The sequence below is a fragment of the Methylobacter sp. genome (assembly GCF_030680395.1).
GTDB lineage: Bacteria > Pseudomonadota > Gammaproteobacteria > Methylococcales > Methylomonadaceae > Methylobacter_A.
This window is the reverse complement of the sequence record NZ_JAUXVR010000024.1, coordinates 14505-38532: the sequence shown is the minus strand read 5'-3', so window position 1 is coordinate 38532 and position 24028 is coordinate 14505. Positions and strand designations below refer to the sequence as shown.

The following is a 24028-nucleotide window of genomic DNA, read 5'->3' as shown; positions in this document are numbered from 1 at the left end:
TAAATTACTCTAAATTGAATGATAAATCTTTAAAAAGGATTCCGCATCCAACGAAGCCCCACCAATTAAACCGCCGTCAATATCCGGCATGGCAAACAAGCCTTTTGCATTATCCGGCTTGGCACTACCGCCGTATAAAATTTGTATTTTATCAGCAATAGCCTGATCTTTAGCAGCAATGTACTGCCTTATGTACCGGTGAACTTCCTGAGCCTGCTCATCAGTCGCTGTTTTTCCTGTCCCTATAGCCCAAACCGGCTCATAGGCAATCACAGCTGCACCAAAAGCTGCTATGCCCGCCAAATTAATTACGGCATCAAGCTGTGCATTGATCACCACAAAGGTCTGGTCTTGTTCGCGTTGCTCCAGCGTTTCACCTACACACAGAATAGGAATAATATTTTGTTCCTGCGCCTGACAAAAACGCGCGGCAACCGATTCATCAGTATCGCCGTAATAACTGCGTCTTTCAGAATGCCCGACAAGAGCATACTCACAATTGAATTCGCTTAGCATCGCTGCCGAAATCTCTCCGGTATAAGCGCCTGAAGACTTATCTGCAACGTTTTGCGCGCCTAATGCCAATGCGGTATCCTTAACTAATTCGCTTACTTTAGGTAAATACAAATAAGGTACACATACCACGATATCCGCAATGTTTTCCCCTAACCCTGCAATGATGCCCTTTACAAGCAACTCGGCACTGGCGAGAGTTCCATTCATCTTCCAATTTCCTACAACTAGAGACCGACGCATCACTACTCCTCACATAGAATCAAACCATCTATAATATATATTAATAGCGCCTAATTCAAGCCCCCATTACTTTCTTAACATCATCAGCTATTTGATGAGCGTAATTTTTAACCAAATCTTCCTGTTGACCCTCTACCATTACACGAATTAATGGCTCTGTTCCCGAAGCTCTAAGCAATACCCGACCATTATCACCCAACTTTTTCTCGATAGCTTTCACCGTTTTTTGTATAGCCTCATCCTCATCGGGATCTATTTTCTTATCAACTTTGACGTTTACCAGAACTTGCGGATATTTTTGCATCCCGGATTTCAATTCATGTAAATTTTTACCGCTATCTTGCATTTCCGCCATGATCTGCAAAGCGGCAATAATACCATCACCGGTTGTTGTCCTATCCAGACAAATAATATGCCCGGAATTTTCGCCGCCTAAAATCCCTTTGTGCTCTGTCAGCATTTCCATAACATATCGGTCACCCACATTAGCCCTAAGCAGCTTGAGCCCCAACTTCTTCAAGCCATGCTCCATACCCAGATTTGTCATTAAAGTACCTACGACTGGGCCGGACATCAACCCTGCAGCTAATCTTGCTTTGGCAATAATATAAATAAGCTCGTCGCCATCAACGATTTCACCTTTATGATCGACCATTACCAATCGGTCGCCATCGCCGTCCAAAGCAATACCTAAATCAGCACGATAAGATAAAACCGTTGCAGCTAATTTTTCCGGCTTGGTTGCACCACATTCATCATTAATATTAAGGCCGTCCGGCTCCGCTCCAATCGTAACTACTTCAGCACCTACCTCGCTAAATACATGCGGCGCGATATGGTAGGTCGCGCCATGAGCACAATCGATTATGATCCTCATGCCGCTAAAATCAAGTCGAGTCGGCACGCTGGCCTTGCAAAATTCAATATAGCGACCGGGAGCATCAACCAACCTTTTCGCCTTACCCAATTTTGACGACTCTACCGTTGTCATCGGCGAGTCAATATACTCTTCTATTTTTTGTTCTATTTCATCCGGTAACTTCGTCCCCTGTACCGAGAAAAACTTAACGCCATTATCATAATACGGATTATGAGAGGCGCTAATGACAATACCTGCCTGCGCCCTTAAGGTACGGGTTAAATAGGCTATACCCGGCGTTGGCATAGGCCCTAACAAGCGAGTACCGACACCTGCAGCAGTCAACCCGGCCTCCAATGCAGACTCAAACATATAGCCCGAAATGCGTGTGTCTTTACCGACCAAGACAAAACCATGCCCCTCATTCGCAAACACTCGCCCGGCAGCCCAACCCAGCTTCAAGAAAAAATCTGCCGTTATTGGATGCTCACCGACCTTTCCCCTAATGCCATCAGTTCCAAAATATTTTTTTGTCATAGTTCTAAAACCTAAAAGTAGGTAAAAGGCTAAAGATAACAGCTTACTGTTTCCACCAGACCTTTATAAATTACATACAAAAAAGGAGAGACATATTATGCCTCTCCTTTAGTGTTAATTCAGGGAATCCTCAGTTTTGCTCTGCAGCAGTCCCGCCAATTGATTTCTCATTCTTTATATCGTCCTTGCTCTTAACATCATCAGTTATGACATCACCATGAGAAGAAGGAGGCTTATCATCCCATCCTTGAGGGGTTCTTACCGGTTTGCGAGCCATCAAATCCTCAATCTGATATTTATCGATAGTCTCATACTTCATCAACGCTTCCGCCATAGCATGAAGGATATCTATGTTCTCTTTCAAAATTGTTTCGGCACGCTCATAATTCCGATCAATAAAAGAGCGAATCTCTTCATCAATGGTATGAGAAGTCTCTTCAGCAACTGTTTTATGCTGAGTCACTGAACGCCCCAGAAAGACCTCGCCTTCTTCTTCACTGTATGATAATGGCCCAAGACGTTGAGAAAAACCCCATTTAGTCACCATATTTCTGGCCAACTCAGTAGCACGCTCAATATCATTGGATGCGCCGGTACTCACTTGTTCCCGACCAAAAACCACTTCCTCGGCAATACGTCCGCCGTACAAACTGGAAATCATACTGTCCAGTTTTTGTTTGCTGGCGCTGTATTGATCTCGCTCAGGCAAAAACATGGTAATACCCAGCGCACGACCTCTAGGCATAATACTAACTTTGTAGACAGGATCATGTTCAGGGACCAGCTTACCGACAATTGCATGCCCTGCTTCATGATAAGCAGTCATTTTCTTTTCTTTCTCATTCATGACCATAGAGGTTCTTTCAACGCCCATGATCAATTTATCCTTGGCTTTTTCAAGATCCGACATATTAACCACGCGCTTATTCATTCTTGCGGCGAATAAAGCGGCTTCATTAATCAAATTAGCCAAATCGGCTCCGGAAAAACCCGGTGTACCTTGCGCTATATACTTAACCTCAACATCATCGGCAATCGGCACTTTTTTAATATGCACAGCAAGAATCTGCTCACGCCCCCTGACATCCGGCAGACCTACCGTTACCTGACGATCAAACCGACCTGGACGCAATAAAGCCTTATCCAATACATCGGGGCGGTTTGTTGCAGCGATAACGATAATACCTTCGTTACCCTCAAAGCCATCCATTTCAACCAGTAACTGATTTAATGTCTGCTCACGCTCATCATTACCGCCGCCCAAACCGGCGCCACGTTGACGACCCACTGCATCAATTTCATCGATAAAAATAATGCAAGGCGCGTGTTTTTTAGCTTGTTCAAACATGTCACGGACACGGGATGCGCCTACACCGACAAACATTTCAACAAAATCCGAACCGGAAATAGTGAAGAACGGCACTTTGGCCTCACCGGCAATAGCCCTGGCCAACAAGGTTTTTCCTGTTCCCGGAGGACCAATCATCAACGCGCCGCGAGGAATTTTACCGCCTAATTTCTGATACTTTGCCGGATCTTTAAGAAAATCGACCATTTCGACAACTTCTTCTTTAGCTTCATCACAGCCAGCCACGTCAGCGAAAGTCACTTTAATCTGGTCTTCTTCAAGCATACGGGCTTTGCTTTTACCAAAATTCATTGCACCGCGACCGCCACCGGCACCGCCCTGCATTTGCCGCATAAAGAAGACCCACACTGCAATAAGCAATAACATCGGCCCAAAAGAAACCAGCAACTGCATTAACATAGAAGGCTGCTCGGGTGGAACGGCCTTGATTTCAACGCCATTTGCCAGCAAATCATCGACTAAATGGGGATCTGAGGGGGCGTAGGTTTTAAATATCTGACCACCTTGCATTTTGCCTTTGATGATATTATCTTCAATCATCACTTGCTGAACCTGACCCGCTTTTACCGACTCGATAAATTGCGAATAAGACATCGACGAATCAGCCCTATCATTTTGCGGACCAAAATTATTAAAGACGGACATCAATACCACTGCAATGACGACCCATAGGATTATATTTTTCATCATATCATTCAATTTACACACCCTGGGCCTGAACGGCTCTCGATTTAAAAACTGATTAATTATATCAGGAGTTAACTTTCCTGACTGTCGTTATTTATCTGGATCACCCGTATATAAAAATACGATTTCATCATACGCGGCACACCTCGTTCTCCTAATATTAGGGTCACATAAGATTATTTAAAGCCTTTAGCTAAAATATAAACCTCATTACTTCGCGGTCTTGACGCTTTTGGCTTTCTGATAACCACTTTTGCAAAAGATTTCTGAACTTCCTTATGAAAATCCTCAAAACCCGCCCCGTGAAATAGTTTAACCAGAAAAACCCCGTCTTTTGCCAACACAGTCTTGGCCGTCTCCAATGCCAACTCTCCCAAATAAATTGATCGAGGCTGGTCTACACCCTTATTGCCGCTCATATTAGGCGCCATATCCGACATCACCAGATTGATCGGAGCCCCGTCAAGAACAGCATACAATTGATCCAGAACGGCTTGTTCACGAAAATCGCCCTGAATAAAATCGACACCCTCCAGTGGATCCATCGCTAAAATATCCAAAGCAATAATCTTGTCTTTTTTCCCGACAATCTGCCGTGCAAACTGAGACCATCCCCCGGGAGCCGCGCCCAAATCAATAATATTCATCCCCGGCTTAATAAGCTGATCTTTATCCTGAATTTCTTTCAATTTAAAAACCGCACGCGAACGATAACCCTGAGCTTGCGCCATTTTGACGTATTCGTCCTCAAAATGTTCCTGCATCCAACGACTACTGCTTTTACTTCGTCCCATAACTGTATTTTAGTGTAAAATTTAGGATTTTGATTTAGGAATTAAAGAGTGAACTCTGCAGACAAGAAAAAACTCCGGGCTCAAGCGCACAGCTTAAAGCCTGTCATTATGATTGGCCAATCAGGACTTACAGCCGCCGTGCTGGCAGAGATTGAATTGGCACTTAACAGCCACGAACTGATTAAAGTGCGAATACGCGCTGAAAGGGACGATCGTAAGCTGATCAGCGAGAAAATCTGCGCTGATACCGGAGCAGAGCTCATTCAGAGTATTGGGCAAATTGCAGTTATTTACAGATTAAACCCTGACAAATAAACAAGGCCAAAGATACAAGGCGAAAGGCAAAAGGGAATAACACGCCTCCTTTAGCCTTTAGCCTTTAACTTAAATATATTCAATCGAAATAATTTCATAATCGACATTGCCGCCCGGTGCTTTAACCGTAACAACATCTTCAACTTCTTTGCCGATCAAAGCCCTGGCAATCGGCGAGCCGATTGAAATACGACCTTCCTTGATATTGGCCTCATCTTCGCCAACAATCTGATACGTCACCTTTCTCTCGGATTCAATATCTTCTATTTCCACTGTCGCGCCAAACACCACCTTCCCATTGGCATCCACCTTGGTAATGTCAATAATTTGCGCATTAGAAAGTTTACCTTCAATTTCAGAAATACGTCCTTCGGCAAAGCTTTGTTGCTCTTTCGCAGCATGATATTCGGCGTTTTCTTTCAAATCACCATGCGCTCTAGCCGTAGCAATCGATGCAACGATACGCGGACGCACAACCGACTTTAATTCTTCCAGTTCGGCACGTAATTTTTCCGCACCTTTGACGGTGAGAGGTACTTTATTCATTTTAAAACTCCAATAATTATTTTTTAGGCTAAAGGCTAAGGGCAAACAGCGAAAGTCGCCGCTCTTTTAGCCTTTAGTCTTTTGCCTTTCGCCTCAAACCAGACTCTTATGCAGATCCTGTAAGCAATTCACATCGCCTGCATCCAATTCACCCAGCGCGTAACAGGCCGCTCTTGCTCCGGCCATTGTCGTGTAATAAGTTACGCGGTGCTGCAGGGCTTCTCTGCGCATGGTAAATGAATCCGAAATTGCTTTTTTGCCTTCCGTCGTATTAATAATCAGCTGAATCTGATCGTTTTTAATCATATCAACCGTGTTCGGGCGACCTTCGTTAACCTTATAAACCACTTCACAAGGAATGCCGGCGTCTTTAAGAAACTTTGCCGTGCCACCGGTAGCAACAATTTCATATTTCTTATCGACCAGCATTCTGGCAACATCAGGCGCTTTTGCTTTATCCGCATCGCGAATACTGATCAGCACTTTGCCGCTGTGATTCAAGTTGACACCGGCAGCACGCTGAGATTTAGCAAAAGCTTCACCGAAGGTTTTGCCCACCCCCATCACTTCACCGGTTGATTTCATTTCAGGCCCCAATAAAGGATCAACGCCTGGAAACTTAACAAACGGAAACACCGCTTCCTTAACCGAATAATAATCAGGAATGCGCTCTTTGGTAATGCCTTGTTGCGCCAAAGTTTGCCCGACCATGCAACGCGCCGCAATTTTAGCCAGCGCATAACCGGTCGCCTTGGATACAAAAGGTGCAGTACGCGAAGCCCGTGGATTAACTTCAAGCACGTAAATATCCTCGCCCTGAATAGCAAACTGGGTATTCATCAAACCCACAACGCCCAACGCTTCGGCCATTTTGGTCACTTGCTCACGCAATTTATCCTGAAGCTCCGGCGCTAATTCATACGGGGGCAGCGAACACGCCGAGTCTCCCGAATGCACACCCGCCTGTTCGATATGCTCCATTAAACCACCAATCAACACTTGCTCCCCGTCATAAATGGCATCAACATCCATTTCGACGGCATCGTCAAGAAAACGATCCAGCAATACCGGCGAATCATTAGAAACACTGACTGCTTCTTTCATATAACGCTGCAAACCCTCTTCATTGAAGACGATTTCCATAGCCCGACCGCCTAAAACATAAGAAGGCCGAACCACTAAAGGATAACCCAATTCTTTTGCCGCATTAATCGCCTGTTCGACAGAACGGGCTGTCGCATTGGGCGGCTGCTTTAAATTCAGTCTTTCCAGCAGCTTCTGGAAACGCTCACGGTCTTCAGCTAAATCGATCGAGTCCGGCGATGTACCGATAATGGGTACGCCCGCCGCTTCCAATGCACGCGCCAGTTTCAACGGCGTTTGGCCGCCATATTGCACAATCACGCCTTTAGGTTGTTCAATATGGACAATTTCCAGCACATCTTCCAGCGTTAACGACTCAAAATACAACCGGTCCGAAGTATCGAAATCGGTAGAAACCGTTTCAGGATTGCAATTGATCATGATGGTTTCATAGCCGTCTTCGCGCAATGCCAAGGCCGCATGAACACAGCAATAATCGAACTCGATACCTTGTCCGATACGGTTAGGTCCGCCGCCGAGAATAATGATTTTCTCCCTGTCGGAAACCCGCGCTTCGCATTCCTGTTCGTAAGTCGAATACAAATAAGCCGTGTCGGACGAAAACTCGGCGGCACAGGAATCTATGCGTTTATAAACCGGGCGAATATTCTGCTTGTGCCGCACATTGCGCACTTCAGACTCGGACGTATCCAGCAATTTGGCCAGACGTATATCGGAAAAGCCCTTGCGTTTTAATTTATACAGCTCGCCTTCTTTCAAGGTCGATAAGGTTTTAGTCGACAATGATTTTTCAGTAATGACTAAATCCTCAACCTGCGCCAAAAACCACGGATCGATTTTACTGGCCTCATGCACATCGTCCAGACTCATGCCGCTACGGAACGCATCGGCAACATAAAGTAAACGGTCCGGCCCCGGATGGCGCATTTCGCGCTGCATCTTTTCGCGAGCATCTTCCCGATTCAAATCGATAATCTCATCAAGACCGCTGATGCCGATTTCCAATCCGCGCAACGCTTTTTGCAGTGATTCCTGAAAAGTCCGGCCGATAGCCATCACTTCACCGACAGACTTCATCTGTGTGGTCAAACGGTCATCCGCTTGCGGGAATTTTTCAAAGGTAAACCGCGGAATCTTGGTGACGACATAATCAATCGTCGGCTCAAACGATGCCGGTGTTGCGCCGCCGGTAATCTCGTTTTTCAATTCATCCAGCGTATAGCCTACCGCCAGTTTTGCCGCCACTTTAGCAATCGGAAAACCGGTTGCCTTGGACGCCAATGCAGACGAACGCGATACGCGCGGATTCATCTCGATAACGATCATCCGGCCGTCTTTCGGATTAATTGCAACCTGTACGTTGGAACCGCCGGTATCGACGCCAATCTCGCGCAATACCGCCAGAGAGACGTTACGCAGGATCTGATACTCCTTGTCGGTCAACGTTTGCGCGGGGGCTACGGTGATTGAATCGCCGGTATGCACGCCCATCGGGTCGAAGTTTTCAATAGAACAGACAATGATGCAATTATCTTTTGAATCTCGCACCACTTCCATTTCGTATTCTTTCCAACCCAGCACCGATTCTTCAATCAATAACTCATTGGTTGGCGATAAATACAGGCCGCGCTCGCAGATTTCAACAAACTCTTCCTTGTTGTAAGCGATACCGCCACCGCTGCCGCCCATCGTAAATGAAGGACGGATAACGGTCGGATAACCCACTTCCTGCTGCGCCGCCAGCGCCTCTTCCATAGAATGCGCAGTTTTTGATTTGGCTACTTCATAACCGATTTTTCGCATTGCCTGGTTGAACAGCTCACGGTCTTCGGCTTTGTTAATCGCTTCTTTGGTAGCCCCGATCATCTCGACGCCGTATTTTTCCAAAACACCATGCGCATCAAGATCCAGCGCGCAATTCAACGCAGTTTGTCCGCCCATGGTCGGCAATATGGCATCGGGGCGCTCTTTAGCGATGATTTTTTCTACGGTTTGCCAGTCGATAGGCTCGATATAGGTCGCATCCGCCATATCCGGGTCGGTCATAATCGTTGCCGGATTGGAATTTACCAGGATAACGCGATAACCCTCTTCCCGAAGCGCTTTACAGGCTTGAGTTCCGGAATAATCAAACTCGCAGGCTTGACCAATAACAATGGGACCCGCCCCCAGTAATAAAATCGATTTTATGTCGGTTCTTTTTGGCATGTTGTATGCGTTACCATTATATATTGCTGTTAGTTATGTAGGCTGGATAGCGTAACCCAAGGTTGTTGCGGGTTACGCTACGCTGCTCTTGCATCCATGTAGGGCGAATGAATTCGCCCTACAATGCTTGTTCCATCATCTCGATGAAATCATCGAATAAAGCCTCCACATCATGAGGACCGGGACTTGCTTCAGGGTGGCCCTGAAAACTCATTGCAGGACAATCCGTCCGCTTGATGCCCTGCAAGCTGCCGTCGAATAATGAACGATAAGTCGCTACGACATTGTCAGGCAGACTGGCTTCATTGGCCGCAAACCCGTGATTCTGACTGCTGATCATAACCCGGCCCGTGGCTATTTCCTGAACCGGATGATTGGCGCCATGATGGCCGAATTTCATTTTTTCGGTTGTCGCGCCGCTGGCTAAAGCCAATAACTGATGTCCCAAGCAAATACCGAATACCGGGATTTTCTTTTCCAGAATGGTTTTGATGGCCTCAATGGCATAAGTACACGGCTCAGGATCGCCGGGGCCATTGGACAGGAAAACGCCGTCAGGATTCATCGCCAACACCGTTTCAGCCGGTGTCGTTGCAGGAACAACGGTGACGCGGCAACCGCGATTAGCCAGTAACCTGAGAATGTTGCGTTTAACGCCAAAATCATAAGCCACAACGTGCTTGGTCAGATTTTCGGCTTGCGTATGTCCATGCTGCAAATGCCAGATATTTTCAGTCCATTCATAAGGCCGATCAACAGTGACTTCCTTAGCCAGATCCATCCCTTTTAACCCTGGAAAGCCTTCAATCGCTTTTTTTGCAACATCCACATCAACCGATTCACCCGCCATAATACAACCGCGTTGCGCGCCTTTGTCACGCAAAATCCGGGTTAATTGCCTGGTATCAATATCGGCAATAGCGACGACGTTATTATCAAGCAAATATTGCTGCAAGGTTTTTTTGCTGCGCCAGTTGCTGGCCAACAACGGCAAATCCCGGATCACCAGTCCGCTGGCAAAAACATCAGCAGACTCGTCATCTTCGTCAGTCGTTCCGACATTACCAATGTGAGGATAGGTTAAAGTCACAATTTGTCGGGCATAAGAAGGATCGCTGAGAATTTCCTGATACCCGGTCATAGCCGTATTAAAAACAACCTCACCCACGGAACACCCATCTGCACCTATGGCTACACCGTTAAAAACCGTTCCATCTTCCAAAACCAATAAAGCAGACCTAGTCAAACACGTCACCTCAAATGTGCAAAACGGGATGAACCCTTACGGACTCATCCCGTTGTAAAAAAACAAAACTGGGGTAATTTTACGAGATTATGCGGTTTGGGTCATTAACAATTTTTTAAACTCAAGGACATCTTGTCCATTATAAAGTCTATTTTGCACATGAAGTAAGATAGATTAGATTGACGCTGCCAACCCAACTACAACTAAACTACAGAAGACAAGGACGATATTTTTTGCTCGACACCGATAATAGCCCGATTCAAAATACCCAGATTTTTTTCTTCGATGATTTGCATACCCATCACATAGAAAATGGGCATCCATAGCGGATTAATCAGGATTCCACCCAGCGCACTTTTCCACGTTCTCTTCAGGTTTTTTAAAGGATTAAACGACTCCGCCAAAGAATGCATCGGATACTCGGCAAAAACAGCGGCAATCGGATGCAGGATGATTTTGTCATTCCCCTCAAGCTGAGCCATCGATTCCAGGAGTTTTCGTTCCATGTTGCGGTAATTCATCCGTGCAAAGCCCGACGAAGTGGCAAAAGTAAGCGCCACCAGAGGCAGTAGAATGTTCGGTGGCGCTACAGGTGCAAAAGTGGAAGACAACATAACAATGCAAAGCCCCAACATCAGGGCATCTTCTCCACGTTCCACATCACGATCGATACCCTTGATAATGGCGGAAACAGCGTTGCCAAGCTGGCCTTTTAAATAATCTTTTTTTTGTGCCATGGTTATTCTCCTTATGGATAATGCTTTGAAAGCACACCTTATGAAAAATGTCACATACGCGAACCCGGTTCACTGGATTGAGATATAAAATCCAGAAAAAGTCGCGTGTTCTTTACGCCGGAATTACCGGCCCACGCCTTTTGGTTAATTATTATTCTCCGTTACGGCTAGTGTAATTTAGCTTTTATTTAACAGCAAATATGAATATTCATTGGTTGATGCATACTCAGCCAGCCTCTTCTTTCTTACAGGGTGTAATAACTTAAGTCCTCGCAGAGAAGTTACAGCAGCTATTGAGCAATATCGATACACTGCTTTAAGTCAGGCACTCATTAAAGGTAAGACTGTTCCATTAGCCCTAAGGACAAAAAACAAAACATGGCGATTTAAAGCCCACACCTCGCTTTAATAAAGCTCACGAATATAAATAAACCTACTATTACCCTTGTAGATACCAAAGGTAACGCGAGCGGTGGGGTTGTCATCGAACAAATTGCCATCACTGCCCTGATCCACACCATCCCAGTTGAACCGCATCCAGACAGGTACCGTCGCCGTAATATCCAGTGCGCCGGTATTACCAATGCCGGGAGCTCTAAAATTTAAATTAAAATCCCCGGCTAACGGTGGCTGAGTGAATCTATTGGCAATCGTACCAGCCACTGCACAGCCCAAACCACTACTGCCAGCAGACCCAGTATCCCAAACACATAATTCTGCCGGTACTAGCCCATCAGCTGCAATGGGATCGGGCAGTAAAAGTAGAGTAATGCCGGTTGTGCATTGGTCATCAGTGTTCTTTACCCAGCTATCGCCATTCCAATATTCAGCCGTTAACGGCATAGCCAAATCTACTAACTCAGAACCATAGGCATTTTGCAGACCGATACGCCCGAAACGCATATGTAACGCGCTTGCGGAAAGTTTCTTGTACGTAAAGCTACTGCCGCCAACAGTACCGGGGGTCATGTTGGCATCTTTGACCTTGGGCGATGTCGTTACATCGCTATCATTCACCGTGAGACCAATATCGAGGGATTCGTAAGAGCCCCATGTAGCATCGGCTGTCGCAGCCGTGGGGCGGGCAAACGTACCGATTGCACTCGTCAGAGTGTAGATACCGGAAGCCCAGCTGCCATTATTGGAAAAAGTAAGGCGTGAAGATAGATCCGTCCCATTATCGTCATTCTCGGCACCGAAACTGATAGTGCCATGTGCATAAGCTCCAGCGTAATTCTGTGTCACGCCATTAGCCGCATTTTCGGCTTCAACCACATTGGCAGTAGACAGCGAGAAAGTCTGTCCCATATAGGTAAAGGTACCTGCCGTACAGACATTGGCTACAGTTGCAGACACCGTAAAATGATCGGGTACGAAACGACCGAATGCTCCTGCAGCAGATGATCCGAACTGGCATGAATACCTGCTATTAGACAACGTATTACTAAAAGCCGAAGTACATTCTCCTTTGACTGAGTCCACCTGGGCAAAGGTATCGTCATAAACTGCATACTGGGCAAGGCTGAAATTTCCCACCTCCGAATAGGTTAGACCGCTTGCCGTGGCAACACCGCTAGTAGCCGATGAAAATGTGGTGGAGCCAAGACTCCCTACATGAGCCAGCGTTGTCGTGACCATTCCCGAATCAAGGTTCAGCTTGGGTGTGCCTGTGTAATTGGTGGTAATGATTGAACTGTATAGAGCTGTCGCGGACAGCGTAAAAGGGTCTGCTCCTGCTCGAAAAACGGGATCTCCGCTGCTACCGGTCTGCGTAGCGTTGTTACTTGTTACGGTAAAAGTCTGAGGGCGGATCGCAAAATTATCCGACGAGCATGAATAAAAGGGACCGGCAGTAGTGACGCGTACCCGAACATTAGGAGCGGCATTGTTGTGGGTAAAGCTAAATGTCTTGCGCTGATTTCCACTAAAGTTAGGAACGCCGCCAGTCAATGCGGGACTTAAAGTTACTGGCGATAGCACGCCGGCCGGGCTAGTGCATGTGCCGCTGCTCATATCCACCAGTTCTATAGCCGTCAATGTCTGACTAGCACCACTCCTGGATAACACATCCAGGCTGAAAGCCGTGTTCGCCAGTTTGGTGTAAATCGGTGTATTCACGGCAGCCCCCACCTCAATCACATCAAATGTGCAAGCAGCGAAGGTCAAAATGCACGTCTGTGTCGTGCCGTTATAACACTCAGTCACATCATTTGCCGTTGGCGAAGTTGCAGTCGCACCCAAAGTATCCGAGCGAGAGGTATTATCGGTGAGTGTCACGGTAGTTTGACCGCCGCTGAAGGTAATCGGCGATGCAGGTGTCCAAGAGCCACCCGTGGTGCTCAGGGTGGCCGTCACACTGCTCATATAAAGTGCATTACAGTCCGCATCAGCACAAGCTTTAACTGTTACCGTCGCAGCATTGGAGGTACAGGCCGTTCCTCCATGCTCGATTTTAATATGGTGAAGAACTGGGCTGGCTAGTCCTTGAACAGTACAAACTTTCAATGCATCAATTTCGTGTATGTTGGTTGAACCTCCCGTAGAACCGGTAAAAGACAGATTCCAATAAGAGGGCACCGCATTCTGGCTATATCCTGGATCTTTGACATCAAAAGCCGTACAACCGCTTGTTACCCCCGGAGAACAGCCTATCAGCGTCGTATAGGCCGTGCCTCCACCGGAAGTATCGCGCTCCACTGACGCCCAAGCGTGAACACCGTCTGTATGATCGACAATGATGCGGTAACGGTGGGGAGGATTAGCCGTATTGTTGCCGTCAAGTACCGGACTCAGCGTACCTGTTCCCTGCAGGAAACGATAACCGGACATGCCTGAACCGGAACCACGCACGGCTACTGATTGCGGTATTGCTGCCGCATAACCGCCAAAGCGACCTTCGATATTGGTCGAAAAGTTGCCGTATTCATCAAACGCAATCCCGAGCCAGCCACCACTGAATCCAGGACAACCGCCTGTCGTCGTGCAATCGGATCCGGGATTGCTTTTTTGAGCATAGCCGAGAGATCCCCCGAAGGCGCCAGCCTGGGGCGCCACGGAGGCATCAGAGAGAACCACAGCAATACCATCGCCACCGGTACCCCCATAAGAGAAGAGATTAAACTCTACAGTAACCTTGTTACCCGATGCCGGGAATAGCCTTTGCAACGTTGCCCAAGTGGCCGCGCTGCTTGATGCATTGGTAAGCCGCAGCCTGTTGCCGTAAATAACCGGATTACCGAAAGTCCCTGTTTTGTATCCTACTGACCAATTAGTTCCAGCGGAAGAACTATCGGCACCGGTAAACTCGTCGCTATAACAGTTATTGGTGGAAAGTTCGCCTACGGCAAATTCACCAAAACCGGTAATACCGGTAGCCTGAGTGGAGTAGGCGTCCTTGGTGCCGACCGTCTTTGTCGACCAAGTACCTGAGGTCTTCAAAACAACGATAAAACTGCTGGTGTCGGCTCCCGAATCCACTTCGGTAGCCGTGCATGAACCGGAATTGGCGCAAAACTGGAAGGTTGCCGAATAACTGGTATGGGTTAGTGTCCCCGCCGTCAGCGTCCAGTAGTGGTTTGCGCTTTTTGTAGCGTCGAGGCCGGAAGCGGCTGCCGTTGTATCGGGATGATCGGATGCATCAACGCGCCCGGAAAGCGTTCCGGCACCAGTGACTGCTATAGCCATAGTAACCGGAGAGTAACCAATGCTGTCGCCGACATGATAAATGCAGGTACTGTTTCCCGCCGGAAACGTCAGCTTCAGGTTACCAATCACGTAACCACTGGTACGTGTGAGACTGCCGCTTCCACTGCTCGCTGTGCAGTTTCCTGCCAAAGTTAACGTATTCGTGCCTGTGGTTAGCTTGTTTGTATCAAGCGCCAATATGCCACTCAGCGTAGTGGTCACCGAACTGCCGCCGAGGCTGATGCCGTTGCTGTTATTAATCGTCAGATTATTGAGAGTCGTAACACTGCCAGGCACCGTTACCCCCGTAGAACTGCCTCCAAAGATGAGATTCGAAGACGTTGTCGTCGCCAGACTGTTCGCAGTACCCGCAATCGCCGGGCCATTGAGCGTTAGCGTATTTGCCCCGACAGCCAATGTTCCGCTGCTTAGTGTTAGCGTATTAGAGACAGTAACGCCATTATTCAGCGTGAGACCTGCGGCATTGTTTAACGTCAGGTTGTTGAAGCTGGTAGCGCCGGTCAGCGACTGCGCCGAGCTACCCGAAAACACCCAAGTACCGGTACTGGCGGTAAACGTGCCGCTGTTACTGAAATTGCCCGTCAGCGTAGTCGTGGCGCTGCCCGCGGAATAGCTGCCGGTATTGGTAAAGCTGCTTCCGAAAGTAACAGCGCCGCTGCCGCCGAAATAGGTACCGGCATTGCTCATCGCGCCGCTAAGGGTAATGGTATTGCTGCCGGTATTGGTCAAGGTGCCGCCAGAATTGATGGTCAGCGTAGTCAGCGTAGGCGTGTTGACATTCAGCGTTACGTTATGAGTACTGGCGATGGTGACAGTGTCGCTGGCCAGTGGAATACCGTTTCGGCATTGCGTCCAGGTTGATGACGCATTCCAGTTGCCGGTAGCTTGACTGGTACAATTTACAGGAACCTCCCTGACCCGCAAAATCACCGATGCGCCTGTGGGACTATTAGTATTCGCAGATCCACTGGACCCAGTCATAGTAAAGACGGGGGCAGCCGAGGCAGTCCCGGCGGTTACAGAATGTTCCGAGACGATGAGCGCCATATCATCCCCGGTATTACTGTTTGAATCGTTTCTCTCGGCAGTGGTTCCGAAAGTAGCGCCCGTGGCGGAAACAGATTCAGTCCAATTTGTGACTCTATTTCCATTCAACGAGGTACCTACAATCAGCACGTCACCGAAAGTAATCCCCGGATTGGCTGCACCGGTCACAGACCACGTGGTTCCAGCAGAATTATCACTCCCGTTTGTGGCAGCATAATTCCAAGTCGTGCCAGCAGTTTTTGTATAACGAAACATCCGTGCCATGGAAGTATTGGCTGAGGTAACCGTTACCGCGAGATTGCCAGATTCGGTACCGAGAGCTTCTTTGACAAAAATGGTGCTGTAGACCTGTCCGCTGTCGCCGCCGGCCGAGCCAAGTCCGCCAGACCCTTGCCCATTGGCAACCAATGTCCAGCCGGACGGTGTTGCCGGACCATTGGTGGGATACTTGTTGCCAACAATCATTACAAGCAAATTACCTGCGGCAATACTGGCTGGATACGGAACTGAAAGTGATGTCGTTCCTGTAGCCGCGCTGCCACTAGAACCATAGGCAACCGCTGCGTTTGCTACATGTTGAGAGCATAAAAAAATTGCCGCTATAAAAAGAATGGCCAAAAGTTTATTTTCAGCTAACGGCGATAAGGCTCGAACACCGTAGGCTGGGTTGTCGCTTTTCTTAGTCCAATATTTTTGACCGCAATAAATTGGCTTACAAAAAGCCGTAATCCAACCTACCCATCTTTGCAGCAAACAAAACAAACTAAAACAGACTCTATTTTTCCAAACCATCATGCCATGCATTTTTTATTCTCTTGGTTGTTCTGTCTTTTCGGAGCGCACCTGTTTTATTGATGATGTCTATTTTTTGATCGGCGACACACAGATCAATGCCCCTACTCTTTAACGTGCCATCCGTGCATGACCCGAACAGCCATATGGCGGCTCGCTCGCCAAATACTGCGTTTGCGGTTTCTTTGATGACGAGTGCGTCAGAGGTGCAATTCTCATGGATTGTTATTATGCGTAAACATATCGCCTTGAGGCTGCAAGACGATTTTAATTCATCATCGGTTATTTTTCTAATTTATCCAAACCCGCGCCCTACCCGGCTATACGGTTGATTAAAATGACTTGATGCGACATGTGACGCTCAATATTGAAGAGCCATAGTGATGGGCATGAGGCTGTATAGGTCAACAGGATGCCATGGTATAACCATAATCACGACCAGTTCGACACCGTAAAGCCCTTGCTCCGTTTAATTACGCGACACTGATTCCAATAATTTTTGCGCTGCTTTGGATTGCGGTCGCATGCGCAGCAGTATTTTGGCTTGTTCGATGGATTGGGCATATTCGCCGACAAAGTCCAGGCAATGCACATATTCCATTTGAACGTCATATGAATGCGGTCGCAGGCTTTTGGCTTGATTGATCCAGGTCATGATGTCCTGATGTGAGGCCGGTTGTTTAAACAGGGTTCCATGTTCGCGGTACAGGGCGATTTTAGTTAGCAAATTTCTGGTCCCATACGGGTTCACTTCAATCCCTCGATCAAAAGCGGCAACACTTTTTTCCAGCCACTCGAGCTTCGCCAGGGCAACGCCCTGTTCCTTCCAGATCAGCCCCTCTTGCCTGTAGTAATCGGCGTTGCGCGGTTGCAAAGTCCGCGCAACGGCATACCCATATAAGCCATGTTGCGCGTCATCGTGTTGCAATCGAGCTAAACCATAGCCGGCGGAAACGTCAGCAAAAGCCGGCAAGCCCAGCCATACCATCAGGCCAACCGCCGGCATATTGTTGATAAAACCGGGGCTCAGACCTAAAAAACCCTGTTCCGGCATTTTTGGCAGCAACCACTGCCTTGCGCCCATGTTGATAATACACCGATTGATAACGCCCAAATAGGCGCCAAAAACAGCCTGAAGAACCGTGATATAGAAAGGAAAATCCACCAGCGCGTGGACCAGCATGGAGGTGATGGCGGCCGCAGACAGGATCAGCGGCAAACGCTGCTCGACCATGGCCTGCCGCCGCAATTTAATCAACTGCCCATACACGACGGCAATCAGCAACAAAAACAGACCCAAGCCCGGCAAACCGGTCTCAAGCGCGAATTGCAGGTAGTCGTTATGAACAAAGAGCAGGGTGCTATCGAGAAATGGAGACACTTTATGAGCCTCGAAATAATAGCGAAAGTTATGGTAACCGATCCCCAACCACGGATGCTCAGCCAATCCGGCCCAAGCGGCCTGGTATATTTCCCAGCGGAATGAGGAATCGCCGTGGCTGAGCGTAGCAGCAACATTATCCAGACTCCAATCGGCCAGCCCCAGCCAAGCGTAAAATTTGAAGAAACCAAAAACGGCGATAAACCCCACCGCTATTTTACGGTAGCGTTGCAACTGGGCGATGACCGAGGCTTGTCCGACAAAGCTCACTAAGAACAAAATGCCTGCCAGCAAACCTAAATAACCGCCACGGCTTTGCGTTGCCAGCAGTGCCGCAAAAAGCAACAGCACCAGCATATACACGCTGCGTCCGCCGCAACCTAGCAGATAAAAGCCCAGGATCGGCAACAAACCAAGGTTGAGCACCGTCGCCAGAGTATTAGGCGTTACAAACAGCGCCACGGAACGCGCGCTTTTTTCATCAAGAAAACCCCAGCCGGCCAGCCATTGCACCAGCGCCCACACCGCAATCAGGGCGATAAACGCACAGAATATCTTAAAGCCCGTTTGCGCCAACCAGTCGGCATAGCGTGAGGCGGCCAGAAAAGCCAGCAACAGCGTTGCAGGAAAATAAATGCCATCGGCATGGTAAACCGGGTTGAGATACAGCGTATTGACCAGCAACAGGCCGCAAAAACCGGCTAATGCGAGACTGATCCAGGACAGCGCAAACTGCCGTTGTTGCAAGCTAAGCAATGCTATCAGCAAACATAAGCCCTGCCACCAGTAAACGTAATCGCCACCTCTTGATGGCGTCAACAAACAAAAGCTTAATGCGCAAACGACAAAAAAGGGCGCAAGCGCCCCCTTGGTGATTGAGACAAAGAACTTGAGCCAGGACATCATCAGAAAATTTATGGTTGAAAACTGTAGAGTGGGAGCGCCAATCCCGGCGCGAAAGTACAGCAGCTGAGGTCAATCGTTCCTACAAGAATCTACAACGTGTGTATAACAATGGACGTGACGCGCGGGAACGAGAAAAACGTTGTGTGCAGATTAAAAATACAGCCGCTTGGCTCAGGCATCGTGTAAACGTTCGGAACGGGGGCAAACCCCGTTCCACACCAATCGACTGGTAAGCAATTTTATTGGAGGGTGCTTATGACGCCACATGTCGTATCATCACCAGGATGAAGCTCTAAACACGCCAATCTGTTGGCATTATGTGTTTTTATTGCGCCAGCATCCATAGAAGCCACGGCGGTTGTCGCATCGGCACCCAAATTAATGAACTTCGGCAAAGCCGTGGCGGCCAGTATCCCGAGAATTACGATCACCATCACCAATTCTATTAGGGTAAAACCGGACTGTTGGCCTTTAAGTTGGCCGTTGAATTGCTTATTCATTATTGACTCCTGGAAAAGCCGCAGTTTTTGCGGCAAAAAAATAATGGGATTGTACTTCGTAAGAAATAGCGACTAAATATTAAGCTTCTAAAAAATCAACGCAGCTGTCTGGATCTCCGCACCCTCCTCATATCGCACCTGATTACCAGATCGCCTCTTAGTAAAATCAATCCAATGAACCTAAAACTTAATCTACATTGTATTAAGTCTAGCATTTTTTCCTGGCTTGCTAAAGCTCCATTATAAGATTCTCGCTCATCCTACCGGAGCACGCTACTTAAGCCGGATTAGGTTGCTGTTCGGTCCGATTCGTTTTGCACCGGTTAAATGCAGTTGCTTAGCTCGGCATGGTATAAACGTTTGGACGGGGCAAACTCCGATTCGCGTTAAGTCAGACTTGGAAACCCGCATAAAGCTATCTGATTTTGAGATATCCCCACGAGTTTCCCAAGCTCGTCGTTCCGGCAGGGATGCCGGAATCCAGTGCCATGCCTGTCCTGAGCGTAGTCGAAGGGGATGGTAACTTGGGTGACTTTCCAGGCGCTTAATAAAAGCGAGTGGTATTTTAAAGTTTCACATCCTTGTGACTGGAGTCCGGCATCCCTGCCGGCATGACGACTTTTCAACTATGTTGTATATATTGAATGCGCAAAATATCAAAAACCGGTTGTTTTATAAACTTATTTTATGGGGATACCTCAGTATCTGATTCAAATCTCCACCGATACCCGCAGTTTGCGCTCAACAAAACCAATACTGCCCACTGCTGCGCCGCTTTGACTCGCGACCGATTCCAGCGTAAACAGTTTTTTCGTCGCCGAACCTTCGTCATAAGAGAACGGAGTGCAAGTCACACTCACAGTAAACCCCTCAACGCTTAGGGTTCCAGCCGAACAGTCTTCAGAGTCGACAACGCCGGCCACCCCCCACTCCAGCCCCGCACGCGCCGCCCAATAAGCGCGTGAGCCTTGTATATCCTGCGCCGAGGTCAGATGTTGCCCATTGGAAACTGTCACCATAAAAGCGCCCAGCGCAGCCAGCACCACCAGCAGGAAAATGGCGGCGATCAGGGCAAACCCTTGCTGAGGCTGTCGCGCGCGCATCATGGCGAGTTGTCGACATGCGCTTCGTGATACAGCGACACGCTCTCACCGCTGTCATCGGTCAATGTGATCGTCATCCGCACCAATCCGTTGCGTTGCATGTCGAAATTGTTATAGGCGAAAGTACAGCTAGTTACATGTTGCGCCAGCAATGCGCCTCCGATCGTAGAACAAGAATCTGTATAGGCGTAGTTGCTGGTGCGATAAAGCTCGCCGCCACTGCATACGAAAGAAACAATTTTCTCGTTAGCCGGAATGACGTGAAACCGGTGGCTGCTGGAGGCAAGCGGGAATTGCTTAGATGCGGTAAAGGTGATTTTGGCCTCGCCGGGCAGATCGCCATCCCCCACACTGGCCACTGTGGCCGTATTCTCTGCGTTGTAAGCATTCGCACCGGTCATGCCCAGGTTATAGACCGCGATCATATCACCCGCCGCAATTTTCTGGTCGGCAGGCAGAGCGATGTTCAGGCCGAACATATCGAAGCTGGTATCAAGCGCAGTAAAGTCCAGAAAATCTCCGTTGCCCGAGGCACGATACCGTCCGCCGGTCTTGGTAGGAATGAATTCGATGCAATTATTGTCAGGGTTACGAATGCTGTTGGGCAAAGCTTTGTGAATGTCTCTCGCCATGCGGCGTATGGCGGTATCCGCCTCGTCGGTAAGCGCTGCCCGACGGACGCTGTTGAAATAGGCATCCACCGGCTGCTTGATGAAGGTCGCGATGACGGGCGCCAGGATGCCGGTAATCACGATCACCATGAGCAGTTCGATCAGGGTAAAGCCTTGCATACGATTCTGAATGCGCATCATAAGTAGCCTGCCCGGTAGCCGACCATGCTGATGCTTTCATCGCCGCTGGTCACCTGGACGGTGACTTTTTTCATGGTGACGCCGCTCAGCGCCGCCTCAGGAGCCACCGTAATCAGGATCCCGTAACCGGCCAATTCCGTCGGCAGGCCAAACGCAGTTTGGGTCAGGCCGTTGTAGTCATCGACATCGTCATAAGTGCTCCGTCCCGATTCCACCACGTTCGGCAGGCCGTCAGGATCTGCATACGCCATCAGCAGAATTTCTTCCATAACGGAATCCGCCAGCGCAGCCGCCTGTTTACGCACCATGGGGTCGGCGCTATGCTGCACAGTAAGATCCATTACCGAAAGAATTCCGAGCATGCCTATGGTCATTATCACGATGAACATGAGTAACTCGATCAGCGTGAAACCCCGTTGCCGTGAGCTATTCATGTACATAGCCTGTATCCGCCTCAACGCTAACGGTTTGAGAGTGTCCATATACCTCGACGCTTGGCTGATCCAGAGCATTAATTAGTTGCCCCAGGGCATTAATTGGCTGACCCAAGGCATTAAAATTGAAGTCAGTCGGCACAGCTGCATAATTGACATCCGGTTTGGCTGTGACTTTGTAAGGCGTCGTTCCGTTGTGACCTACAAGATCGGTGTTGCAGTCTAAAGAAGGAGGTTCAGCGGAGGCGATGGTCAGGGTCGCGCTGTCAGAGTCAAATGCCACGCAAACTATACGGCGTTGTGCGATGGCGGTCTTTTGCCCGTAGCGCAACAGGGCGAGCGTTTCGTCATGGAAACCGCGAGCATAGTAATCCTGGGAATCAAATATCTTCGGCGAGACGAATATCGCCAGAATACTGAGCACCACTATGACCATCACCAACTCGATCAGGGTAAAACCATTGTCTCGGAAGCCGGGACAATCCGCACGCAGCTTTCCGCTGACAGGTACCTGCGCAGGGCAAACGCAAAGTCCTTTAAAAAAGCGGCTCATAACGGTCTGCCTCGCGCAACCCGGCATCCTCCCGCTCAGGAAATGCCAACGACCCTTGCTGTAGCCGTTTTGCTGTTCTTGCCGGTTATGGTGCAATTGCCCGTTGCTCCGTTAGCAATTGGCGCAGCAGCCACCGTATAATCAGTCGGCATTTCGTCCCCCTGCATCAAGCTTTCCGCATCACTACAGTTAGCAACTGCTTGACCTTTGCTGGCGTTTGCCTTGCGATCCGAGTAATTGATGGCTGAAGCTGAAGACATTGCGCTCGCCACCGCATCCACAGCAGCCTGAGCGGCATCATCGCCAAAGTCGATGAACTTGGGTAATGCCGTAGCCGACAAAATACCGAGAATAACAATCACCATGACCAACTCGATCAATGTAAAACCAGCTTGTTGTTTCATATTCATATTTCTTAGAGACTGGGAAGGAATTCGTTTTTAGAACCTAAGATGTGCTTAGCAACGTGCAGCCCATCAATCGCGAACGCTGGGTTTGATAACTAACACCCGGTCGTGGTAATAATGCTGATAATAGGCGCGGCATTAGCGACAGGTTCGGTATAGGTAAATGAGCAAGCGCTGGAAGAACTTCCGCCGCGTACTTGAAAAGTGGCTACCGATCCTGACGTGGTGTAATCATAACCCTCTGCCTGCAATTCGGTCTGGTTTGGATTAAATACGGTGGTCAGGCCTGCGGCGGTCAGTATACCCGTTGTGCCGATTGAGGTAGCTGCGGGATAACCATTAACCAGGTTAATAATGCCCGCTTCGCTGCACAGGGTGCCGGCACCCGTAGAGTTATTATTGCCCGTGCCGCCCCCAGCAGGACACGCTGCCGTATCCGCTCTGCCATTGCGCGCAAACAAGGTGGCATGAACCATCGCCGAACTTGCTGCAACACTGCCGCGCGCCGCATTAAGTTTGGCAATACGGGCATCAAGCTGCAAATTGGTCAAACGCGGTAATGCTACTGCCGCCAAAATGGCCAGGATTACGATGACGACGATCAATTCAATCAGGGTGAAGCCTTTTGATTTATTCATGTTTTTTAGTTGCGTTCACAAGGTTTGATGTTATTAAAAATTCTACTCTTAACTGAACGAGTGATACGGTTTCAATTTTATCACTGGTTTGAGTTTCCGCTAAGCGGTGATATTAAGATTTCTAATATTAGCCCTACTCAAGCACCAGGTCTATTCCGCCCATCGCTCCCAATGAAGCTCGATTACGTTTGGCAGTGCCGGTTAATCGGTAGCGTACTTGGTGACCATCTTTAAAAACGTAAACCAGGCGCTTGGCTTTAGTATCAAAATACCAGATGGACTCAGCCTCTGAAGGCGTTTGTGCATACTCGCCGCTATAATTTTTCGGCTGTTCATTCACCAATCGTAACGGATTGGCGTTATCTAGCTCGCTAACGGCAATCGATTGCCCGGTCGCATTACGGTGAGCCCACAACTCGCGCAGCTCCCAACGTATATTAGCCACGTCGGTTTCCATCATTGACGCTTCAACTTGGCTTTGTGCGCGGTCAATATTAGACAGCACAACGAAGACCAGTATGGCGATAATGCCATTGGAGATGGCAAAATTGAACAGGTTTGCGACTGCAAAATGAAAAATATTCAGCTTCAT

19 protein-coding genes are annotated in these 24028 nt (G+C 48.5%); 1 reads left to right on the top strand and 18 read right to left on the bottom strand.

From position 1 onward, the window contains the following. Positions 1 to 9 precede the first annotated feature (9 nt). From tpiA to rlmE, 4 genes are all read right to left on the bottom strand, one after another. Positions 10 to 756 (bottom strand): triose-phosphate isomerase, encoded by a 747-nt coding sequence (tpiA, locus tag Q8L79_RS09340; protein WP_305270336.1) that lies wholly within the window; start codon positions 754 to 756, stop codon positions 10 to 12. A gap of 55 nt (positions 757 to 811) precedes the next feature. Continuing rightward, on the bottom strand, positions 812 to 2152 hold the full coding sequence (glmM, locus tag Q8L79_RS09335; RefSeq protein ID WP_305270334.1) for a phosphoglucosamine mutase: 1341 nt from the start codon (positions 2150 to 2152) through the stop codon (positions 812 to 814). Between the two features lie 130 nt (positions 2153 to 2282). Continuing rightward, positions 2283 to 4211 (bottom strand): ATP-dependent zinc metalloprotease FtsH, encoded by a 1929-nt coding sequence (ftsH, locus tag Q8L79_RS09330; RefSeq protein ID WP_305270332.1) that lies wholly within the window; start codon positions 4209 to 4211, stop codon positions 2283 to 2285. 173 nt (positions 4212 to 4384) lie between these two features. Then, a complete protein-coding gene (rlmE, locus tag Q8L79_RS09325) occupies positions 4385 to 5002 on the bottom strand; it encodes a 23S rRNA (uridine(2552)-2'-O)-methyltransferase RlmE (protein WP_305270330.1) in 618 nt (205 codons plus the stop codon). Positions 5003 to 5050: 48 nt separating this feature from the next. Between rlmE and yhbY the strand changes: the two genes are divergently transcribed. Further along, positions 5051 to 5317, top strand: coding sequence for a ribosome assembly RNA-binding protein YhbY (yhbY, locus tag Q8L79_RS09320; RefSeq protein ID WP_305270328.1), 267 nt, complete (start codon positions 5051 to 5053; stop codon positions 5315 to 5317). A 69-nt stretch (positions 5318 to 5386) separates the two neighbouring features. Here yhbY and greA read toward each other — a convergent pair whose 3' ends face one another. The 14 genes from greA to Q8L79_RS09250 form a co-directional block, all read right to left on the bottom strand. After that, positions 5387 to 5863: a transcription elongation factor GreA gene (greA, locus tag Q8L79_RS09315; protein WP_006892333.1), complete on the bottom strand. Its 477-nt coding sequence runs from the start codon at positions 5861 to 5863 to the stop codon at positions 5387 to 5389. 93 nt (positions 5864 to 5956) lie between these two features. Beyond that, positions 5957 to 9175 carry a carbamoyl-phosphate synthase large subunit gene (carB, locus tag Q8L79_RS09310; protein WP_305270322.1) on the bottom strand — a complete coding sequence of 1073 codons (3219 nt, stop codon included), beginning with the start codon at positions 9173 to 9175 and terminating at the stop codon, positions 5957 to 5959. A 118-nt stretch (positions 9176 to 9293) separates the two neighbouring features. Next, positions 9294 to 10421 (bottom strand): glutamine-hydrolyzing carbamoyl-phosphate synthase small subunit, encoded by a 1128-nt coding sequence (gene carA / locus Q8L79_RS09305; protein WP_305270320.1) that lies wholly within the window; start codon positions 10419 to 10421, stop codon positions 9294 to 9296. 203 nt (positions 10422 to 10624) lie between these two features. Beyond that, the gene (locus tag Q8L79_RS09300; protein ID WP_305270318.1) at positions 10625 to 11158 is read right to left on the bottom strand and encodes a hypothetical protein; all 534 of its coding nucleotides are present in this window, start codon (positions 11156 to 11158) and stop codon (positions 10625 to 10627) included. A gap of 405 nt (positions 11159 to 11563) precedes the next feature. Further along, positions 11564 to 16375 carry a DUF6701 domain-containing protein gene (locus Q8L79_RS09295; RefSeq protein ID WP_305270316.1) on the bottom strand — a complete coding sequence of 1604 codons (4812 nt, stop codon included), beginning with the start codon at positions 16373 to 16375 and terminating at the stop codon, positions 11564 to 11566. Positions 16376 to 17171: 796 nt separating this feature from the next. Further along, positions 17172 to 18989 (bottom strand): O-antigen ligase family protein, encoded by a 1818-nt coding sequence (locus tag Q8L79_RS09290; protein ID WP_305270314.1) that lies wholly within the window; start codon positions 18987 to 18989, stop codon positions 17172 to 17174. A 239-nt stretch (positions 18990 to 19228) separates the two neighbouring features. Next, complete coding sequence (locus Q8L79_RS09285; protein WP_305270312.1) at positions 19229 to 19489, bottom strand: type II secretion system protein; 261 nt, start codon at positions 19487 to 19489, stop codon at positions 19229 to 19231. 710 nt (positions 19490 to 20199) lie between these two features. Continuing rightward, positions 20200 to 20595: a hypothetical protein gene (locus Q8L79_RS09280; protein ID WP_305270310.1), complete on the bottom strand. Its 396-nt coding sequence runs from the start codon at positions 20593 to 20595 to the stop codon at positions 20200 to 20202. Continuing rightward, on the bottom strand, positions 20592 to 21404 hold the full coding sequence (locus Q8L79_RS09275) for a type II secretion system protein (RefSeq protein ID WP_305270308.1): 813 nt from the start codon (positions 21402 to 21404) through the stop codon (positions 20592 to 20594). The genes Q8L79_RS09280 and Q8L79_RS09275 overlap by 4 nt, the downstream gene beginning before the upstream one ends. Next, positions 21401 to 21838 carry a prepilin-type N-terminal cleavage/methylation domain-containing protein gene (locus Q8L79_RS09270; RefSeq protein WP_305270306.1) on the bottom strand — a complete coding sequence of 146 codons (438 nt, stop codon included), beginning with the start codon at positions 21836 to 21838 and terminating at the stop codon, positions 21401 to 21403. Before Q8L79_RS09270 ends, Q8L79_RS09275 begins: the two co-directional genes overlap by 4 nt. After that, positions 21831 to 22391 carry a Tfp pilus assembly protein FimT/FimU gene (locus tag Q8L79_RS09265; protein ID WP_305270304.1) on the bottom strand — a complete coding sequence of 187 codons (561 nt, stop codon included), beginning with the start codon at positions 22389 to 22391 and terminating at the stop codon, positions 21831 to 21833. The genes Q8L79_RS09270 and Q8L79_RS09265 overlap by 8 nt, the downstream gene beginning before the upstream one ends. 35 nt (positions 22392 to 22426) lie before the next feature. Then, positions 22427 to 22795 (bottom strand): type II secretion system protein, encoded by a 369-nt coding sequence (locus Q8L79_RS09260; protein WP_305270302.1) that lies wholly within the window; start codon positions 22793 to 22795, stop codon positions 22427 to 22429. A gap of 98 nt (positions 22796 to 22893) precedes the next feature. Next, a complete protein-coding gene (locus Q8L79_RS09255; RefSeq protein ID WP_305270300.1) occupies positions 22894 to 23436 on the bottom strand; it encodes a type II secretion system protein in 543 nt (180 codons plus the stop codon). A 133-nt stretch (positions 23437 to 23569) separates the two neighbouring features. Further along, positions 23570 to 24028, bottom strand: coding sequence for a hypothetical protein (locus Q8L79_RS09250; RefSeq protein ID WP_305270299.1), 459 nt, complete (start codon positions 24026 to 24028; stop codon positions 23570 to 23572).